This window comes from Streptomyces calidiresistens (assembly GCF_014141525.1).
GTDB lineage: Bacteria > Actinomycetota > Actinomycetes > Streptomycetales > Streptomycetaceae > Streptomyces > Streptomyces calidiresistens.
This window is the reverse complement of the sequence record NZ_VKHS01000224.1, coordinates 1-6,935: the sequence shown is the minus strand read 5'-3', so window position 1 is coordinate 6,935 and position 6,935 is coordinate 1. Positions and strand designations below refer to the sequence as shown.

The following is a 6,935-nucleotide window of genomic DNA, read 5'->3' as shown; positions in this document are numbered from 1 at the left end:
GGGCGGGGGGTCCGCCGGCGGGTGCCGTCGGGACGACCGCGCCGCCGGCCGGTTCGAGCGGGGCGCCCGGGGAGGGCTTCCCGGAATGCGATGCGGTCACGGGGTCCGTCCGTCCCGCCCCGGCGCGACATCGGGTGCGTCCCGTTTCCCGGCCGCGCTCCGCAGGGCTTATCGATATCCGTCTATGTCTTGTGGATCATCATGGCATCTGATTTGATCAGCATCAAGATAGATGGATATCTAATCAGGGAGGGCTCGTGGAACGGGTCGAGGTCGTCGTGGTGGGCGGCGGACAGTCCGGGCAGGCGGCGGCCCGGGCCCTGCGCGCCCGGGGGCTCGCGCCGGTGGTGCTGGAGGCATCCGACCGGCCGGCGGGCTCGTGGCCGCACTACTACGACGGCCTCACCCTCTTCTCCCCCGCCCGGTACAGCGCCCCGGCCGAGCTGCCCTTCGACGGGGACCCCGACCGGTACCCGGGGCGGGACGAGGTCGTCGCCCACCTGCTGCGCGGCGCCGAACTCCTGGACGCGCCCCTGCGCCTCCGCACCCGGGTGCGGGAGATCCGCCCCCGCTCCGACGGTTTCGAGGTGACCACCGCCGACGGCGAACGGTGGGCGGCCCGGGCCGTCGTCACGGCCTCCGGTTCGTTCGGCAACCCCCACCGACCCGCCCTGCCCGGCCCCGGCCCCTTCACCGGCACCCTCCTGCACGCGGCGGAGTACCGGGAGCCCACCCCCTTCGCGGGGCGGCGCGTGGTCGTCCTCGGCCTCGGCAACTCGGCCGTGCAGATCGCGGCCGAACTCGCCGGCGTCGCCCGGGTCACCCTCGCCGGCCGGGGACGCATCCGCTGGACGCCGCAGCGCCCCCTGGGCCGGGACCTCCACCACTGGCTGGGCGTCACCGGCCTGGACACCGCTCCCGTCGGTCCACTGCTGCGCACCCCGCCCCGGCAGCCCGTGATCGACGACGGACGGTACCGGGCGGCGCTGCGGGCCGGCGGGGTGCGGACACGGCCGGTGTTCACCGCCGTGGAGGGGAACCGGGTCACCTGGCCGGACGGCGTGGTCGAGGAGGTGGACACCGTCCTCCTCGCCACCGGATACCGTCCCGACCTCGGTTACCTCGCCCCGCTGGGGGTCCTCGACCGCCGGGGCGTCCCCCGGCACCGGGGCGGCCTGTCCACCGTCCGGCCGGGCCTGGCCCATCTGGGGTTGGAGTGGCAGCGGAGCCTGGCCTCCAACACCCTGCGGGGCGTGGGACGCGACGCCCGTCACGTCGCCCGGGCGCTGGAGCGGTTCCTGCGGCGGGGGTGAACAGCCTCGGGGAACATCGGTGCAGGGGTTGGCACCAAGCCGTTCCGGCCCCGGGAGCATCGGTACAACCGTCGGCTCCGAGGTCGATCACGGTCGTGAGGTACCGGGTGGTTACCGGGTGGGCTCCGGCTCCGCTGCCGCACACGGGCCGGGGGCCCGCCGGCCTTCGGGGCGGCGAAGTCGGCGCGGCCCTGCTCGACGGGGTCGGGGTGCGCCTCGCGCTCGGCGTGTTCGGCGAGTGCCCGATGGATGCTCGCCGCCGAGGGGTTCCGGCCCGTGCGTTTGCCGGTGGGGATGACCGGGTCGGACCGGGGCTGCTCGACGGACTCGCCGCCCCGACGGCGCCGGAGCACGATGTGGAGCACGTCGTCGGTGATGACCGGAGCGCCGGCCGCCGTGCTCCCCCTTGGGTACCGCGGTGTCGAGCCCTTCCGGGGTCGACTCGCCGATGTTCTCCCGCTCGGTCCCCGCCATCGCCACGAAGAATGCGAACAGCGGCCTCCCCGGGCCGGTGGGGTCGTGGATGCCGGGTAGGGGCCCGGCGAGCGCGGTGGGTCCGGCGGTGTCGCGACCGAGCCGCTTCATCCCGTACACGGTGAGGATGAGACGCCGGTGCGGGGAGTGCGCCCCGACCTCCCGCGCCGTCCTCGGCGCCTCCTCGAACTTCGGGCGAACCCGCATCCGGGTGCCGATCTCCTCACCGAAGATCTTGTTCCCCGGGATGCCGTGCCCGACCTTCGCGCGGGGCGGCTCGGGTTGGTCGGGTGGGACGTTCACTCTTCGTCGGGGATGCGGATGGCGAGGATGGCGATGTCGTCGTGGCCGTCGCCGGGGTGGTGGTCGGCGAGGGCGTGTACCAGGGCGTCCAGTGGTTGGGCGGCGTGGGTTGCGGCGAGGTCGGCGAGGGCGTTCAGGCGATCGTCGATGGGGTGGGCGGGATGTTCGACGAGGCCGTCGGAGAACAACAACACGATGGCGCCCGGCGGCAGCTCGTGCGTGTGGTCGGGGCGGTGGATGTCGGGGTCGACGCCGAGGGGGACGCCGGGCTCCCCGTGCAGGTACCGGGCGGACCCGTCGGGGGCGAGGATCAGGGGTGGCAGGTGGCCGGCGGTGCTCCAGTGGAGCGTCCACCCATCAGCGGTGGGCTCGATCCTGACCAGGCACGCGGTGGTCACCGGCAGGTCGGTGATGGCGTGGACGGTGCGATCGAGCTGGGTCAGCACCGAACTGGGCGGGGTCCGACGGTCGTAGAGCAGGGCGCGGAGCATGTTGCGGGCCTGGGCCATGGCGGCGGCCGCGTGCAGGTCGTGGCCGACGACATCGCCGATGACGGCCGCGCAGGCCCGGTCGGGCAGGACGACGGCGTCGTACCAGTCGCCGCCGACGCCGGCCGGCTCGGCCGCGGGGCGGTAGACCGCGGCGCCGGAGAACGGCGTCAGGTCGGGCAGGGTGGGCAGCAGCAGCCGCTGGAACTGTGCGGCACTGTCGCGCATGTAACCGAACAGGCGGGCGTTCTCGATGGCGATCCCGGCGGCTCCCGCCAGAGCGCGCACGATGGCCTCGTCGTCCTCGTCGAACGGTTGGCCGTCCCTGCGCTCGGAGAGGTAGAGGTCTCCGTAGATCTCACCGCGAACGGTGATCGCCACGCCCAGCAGCGTACGCATGGGCGGATGGCCGGGCGGGAAACCGACCGAGGCCGGATGCGAGGGGATGTCCTCCACACGCAGCGGCTCGGGATGGTGGATCAGATGCCCCAGGACGCCCCGGCCGTGCGGGAAGTCGATCCCCGCGAGCGCGGCGCGTTCCTCGTCGGTGAGACCGGCGGTGATGAACCGCTCCAGGTGATCCCCGGAAGGGGCGAGGACACCGAGCGCACCGTAACGCGCCCCGGCCAGGTCCATGGCGGTGGTGACGATCCGGTGCAGCACCGTCGGCAGATCCAGGTCACCGCCGATCGCCACCACCGCCGACAGCAACCCCTGCAACCGGTCCTTCGCCCGGGCCAGCTCCCGCAACTGCTGCGCGATCCCCTCCAACTGCTCGTCCGGCTTCGGCCCGAGCCCGGGCAGGTGCCCCTGTCCCGGTGCGCCGGCCGGTTTCTCGTCGGCGTTCACAGCACCCTCTCGCTCTCGTCCCTCAGCGTCACGCTACGCACCACGCCGTCACCCCGCCGGGAGCACACACCGCACGGCCCCGCCCCCGGCGCGCGTCCGGTGAGGACAGGACACACCCGGAACCAGCCCACATGTTGCCGCAATACGGCAGGACCGGTGACGCTTCCGCTGCCGCTGCGGCCTTTCTCCGCCCGGCGCGTTCGGACCGGCCCCGTGCCGCAGGGTGTGCACGGTCAAGCCTCGTGCTCCCCCGTCCCTCCGTGGAGCGCGCGTGCCGGGTCCCTGCCGTGTCGGCGCGACAGGAACCCGGCTGTCTCCCGTCCCGGCCTTCCGTCACCGAGATTGCTCCCGGCTGTCCGGAGGGGTGTCCCTCCCCCGTGATCAACGATCTTCGAGGGAATCCCAACGCGGCACTCGATCACTGTGCCGGGTGACCGGGATCAAACGCTCGGCGTCAACCGCTGTACCGATGTTCCCCGGGGCCGGTGAACCACGTGCCCCGGAACCGACGGACCGCCGGGGGGGGACGGGAAACCCGAGGTCACCCCCTTCCCGCGGAAAAACGTCCGCGAAGTGTCGGTGGCGGGGGGTAGGGTCCGTCTCCTTCCCCGACCCGGCTCCGAGGAGACAGGCATGTCCGCCGCACCGCACGAGTCCGCCCCGGCTTCCGACGCCGCCGCGCCGCATCCCGCCGACAGCCACGACGTGATCCGGGTGCGAGGCGCCCGGGAGAACAACCTCCGCGACGTCTCGCTCGACATCCCCAAGCGCCGGTTGACCGTCTTCACCGGCGTCTCCGGATCCGGCAAGTCGTCCCTGGTCTTCGGGACCATCGCCGCCGAGTCGCAGCGCCTGATCAACGAGACCTACACGGCCTTCCTGCAGTCCTTCATGTCCACCCCGTCCCGTCCGGACGTGGACGAGCTGCGCAACCTCAGCGCCGCGATCGTGGTGGACCAGGAGCGGATGGGCACCAACTCCCGCTCCACCGTCGGCACCGTCACCGATGCCCACGCCATGCTGCGGATCGTCTTCAGCCGGCTCGGCACCCCCTACGTGGGAACGTCCGGCGCCTTCAGCTTCAACCTCCCCGAGGGCATGTGCCCGGGGTGCGAGGGCCTGGGCCGGGTCTCCACCGTCGCCGTGGACGAGATCGTCGACCGCGAACTGTCCGTCAACGACGGCGCCATCACCGTCCCCGGCTTCGCGGTGGACTCCTGGTACTGGCAGATCATGGTGGCGTCGGGGTTCTTCGATCCGGCGAAGCCGGTGAAGGACTTCACCCCCGAGGAGTGGGAGGCGTTCCTGCACAAGCCGGCGGTCAAGGTGAAGGTCGGCTCCAACTCCATGACCTACGAGGGGTTGATCACCCGGATCCAGCGGTCCTACCTGTCCAAGGACCGGGAGTCGATGCAGTCCCACATACGGGCCTTCGTGGACCGGGCCGTGGTCTTCACCACCTGTCCCGACTGCGACGGCGCCCGGCTCAACGCCGCCGCCCTGTCCTCCACCATCCGGGGCGTGAACATCGCGCAGTGCTCGGCGATGCAGATCACCGACCTCGCCGAGTTCATCCGGTCCGTCGAGGAACCCTCGGTGGCCCCGCTGATCGCCGGGCTGCGGCAGGTGTTGGAGTCGCTGGTGGAGATCGGCCTGGGGTACCTCAGCCTGGACCGCACCTCGGCGAGTCTGTCGGGGGGTGAGGCCCAACGGGTGAAGATGGTCCGCCATCTGGGGTCCAGTCTGACGGATGTCACCTACGTCTTCGACGAACCGACCGCCGGGCTGCACCCGCACGACATCCGCCGGATGAACGACCTGCTGTTGCGCCTGCGGGACAAGGGCAACACCGTGCTGGTGGTCGAGCACAAGCCCGAGGTGATCAGGATCGCCGACCACGTGGTCGATCTCGGTCCCGGCGCCGGCACCGACGGCGGCGAGGTCCGGTACACCGGGGACGTGGCGGGGCTGCGCGCCTCGGAGACCCTCACCGGTCGGCACCTGGACCACCGGGCGCCGCTGCGCGAGCGGGTCCGCGAACCGCTGGGTCGGGTCTCCATCACCGGCGCCGACCTGCACAACCTGAAGAACGTCTCGGTGGACGTGCCGCTGGGCGTGCTGACCGTGGTCACCGGCGTCGCGGGGTCGGGGAAGAGCTCCCTGATCCACGGCTACCTGGCGAAGCAGGACGGGGTCGTGGTCGCCGACCAGTCCCCCATCAAGGGCTCGCGGCGCAGCAACCCCGCCACCTACACCGGTCTGCTGAACCCCATCCGTACCGCCTTCGCCAAGGCCAACGGGGTACGGGCGGCGTTGTTCAGCGCGAACTCCGAGGGCGCCTGCCCGCAGTGCAAGGGCATCGGTCTGATCTGGACCGACCTCGCGATGACGGCCGGGGTCGCGACGGTGTGCGAGCGGTGCGAGGGCAAGCGGTTCACGCCGGAGGTGCTGGCGCACACCCTGCGCGGGAAGAACATCGCCGAGGTGTTGGAGATGTCCATCGCCGAGGCGCGGGAGTTCTTCGACAAGGGCCAGGCACGGGTGATCCTGGACCGCCTGGTGGACGTGGGCCTGGGATACCTGCGGCTGGGGCAGCCGCTCAACACCCTCTCCGGCGGCGAGCGGCAGCGCGTGAAGCTGGCCGTGCACATGGCCGAGAAGTCCGCGCTCTACGTGCTGGACGAGCCCACCACCGGACTCCATCCGGCCGACGTGGACCGGCTGTTGGGGCTGTTGGACCGCCTGGTCGACGACGGCAACACGGTGGTGGTGATCGAGCACCACCTGGCCGTGATGGCGCACGCCGACCGGATCATCGACCTCGGGCCGGAGGGCGGCCACGACGGTGGCGAGATCGTGTTCACCGGCACCCCGGCGGAGTTGATCGCCGAGGGCGGGGGACACACCGCCCGTCACCTGCGCGAGTACGTGGGGGCGGGAACGCACTGAGCCGGACGGGGGTCCCCGGGTAACGAATGGGGACGCGGATTGCCCCGGCGGGAAACGGTGGGGAAGACTGGCCCGCATCCATTCCGGGGGCGGCGATCGCACACCCGCCCGAGGGCCGGAGGAGCGCAGCGCGTCCCCGGCAGAAAGTGAGGGGGCCATGGTGTTCGGTTTCTTCCGCAGGCGGCGGGCGGCGAAGGCCGCGGCGGCCGAGGCAGCGGCGGCCGAGAACCGGGCGGAGACGACGACCGGTACGGGTGCCGGGTCGTCCGCCGAACCGAGCGGGACCGGGAGCGGCACCGCCACGGCGACCGCCGTCGAGCCGGCGGAGGACGCCGGTTCGACGGCCGTCGCGGCGGAGCCGGTGACGGTACCCGAGCCGAGGCGGGACACGCCGGAGCCGGCGGCGGCCGAACCGGTCGCCGAGTCGGAGCCGGCGACCACTCCGGTGGCGGAGCCCGCGCCGGAGCCGGTCGACCCCGCCCCGGTGGCGGAGCGCGAGCCGGTGGTGGAGGCGATGCCGGAGGCCGAACCCGCCGCCCCCATCGCCCCCGTCGGGGAA

At 72.5% G+C, this 6,935-nt stretch carries 3 protein-coding genes and 1 pseudogene; 3 read left to right on the top strand and 1 reads right to left on the bottom strand.

The genetic code is table 11. The features are described from left to right. The first annotated feature begins 257 nt into the window (after positions 1 to 257). A complete protein-coding gene (locus FOE67_RS11615; protein ID WP_182663287.1) occupies positions 258 to 1,313 on the top strand; it encodes a flavin-containing monooxygenase in 1,056 nt (351 codons plus the stop codon). Positions 1,314 to 2,086: 773 nt separating this feature from the next. Here the strand turns inward: FOE67_RS11615 and FOE67_RS11610 are convergent. Further along, positions 2,087 to 3,382 carry a PP2C family protein-serine/threonine phosphatase gene (locus tag FOE67_RS11610; protein WP_228473784.1) on the bottom strand — a complete coding sequence of 432 codons (1,296 nt, stop codon included), beginning with the start codon at positions 3,380 to 3,382 and terminating at the stop codon, positions 2,087 to 2,089. A gap of 678 nt (positions 3,383 to 4,060) precedes the next feature. Between FOE67_RS11610 and FOE67_RS11605 the strand changes: the two genes are divergently transcribed. Together FOE67_RS11605 and FOE67_RS11600 are read left to right on the top strand one after the other, a co-directional pair. After that, positions 4,061 to 6,376 (top strand): ATP-binding cassette domain-containing protein, encoded by a 2,316-nt coding sequence (locus FOE67_RS11605; protein WP_182663285.1) that lies wholly within the window; start codon positions 4,061 to 4,063, stop codon positions 6,374 to 6,376. A gap of 157 nt (positions 6,377 to 6,533) precedes the next feature. Further along, a pseudogene (locus FOE67_RS11600) lies at positions 6,534 to 6,935 on the top strand (hypothetical protein); the annotation flags it as partial.

Bases quoted from the DNA above. Each gene is read 5' to 3' on its own strand.
- FOE67_RS11605 (WP_182663285.1), top strand. From the start codon at position 4,061: ATGTCCGCCGCACCGCACGAGTCCGCCCCGGCTTCCGACGCCGCCGCG.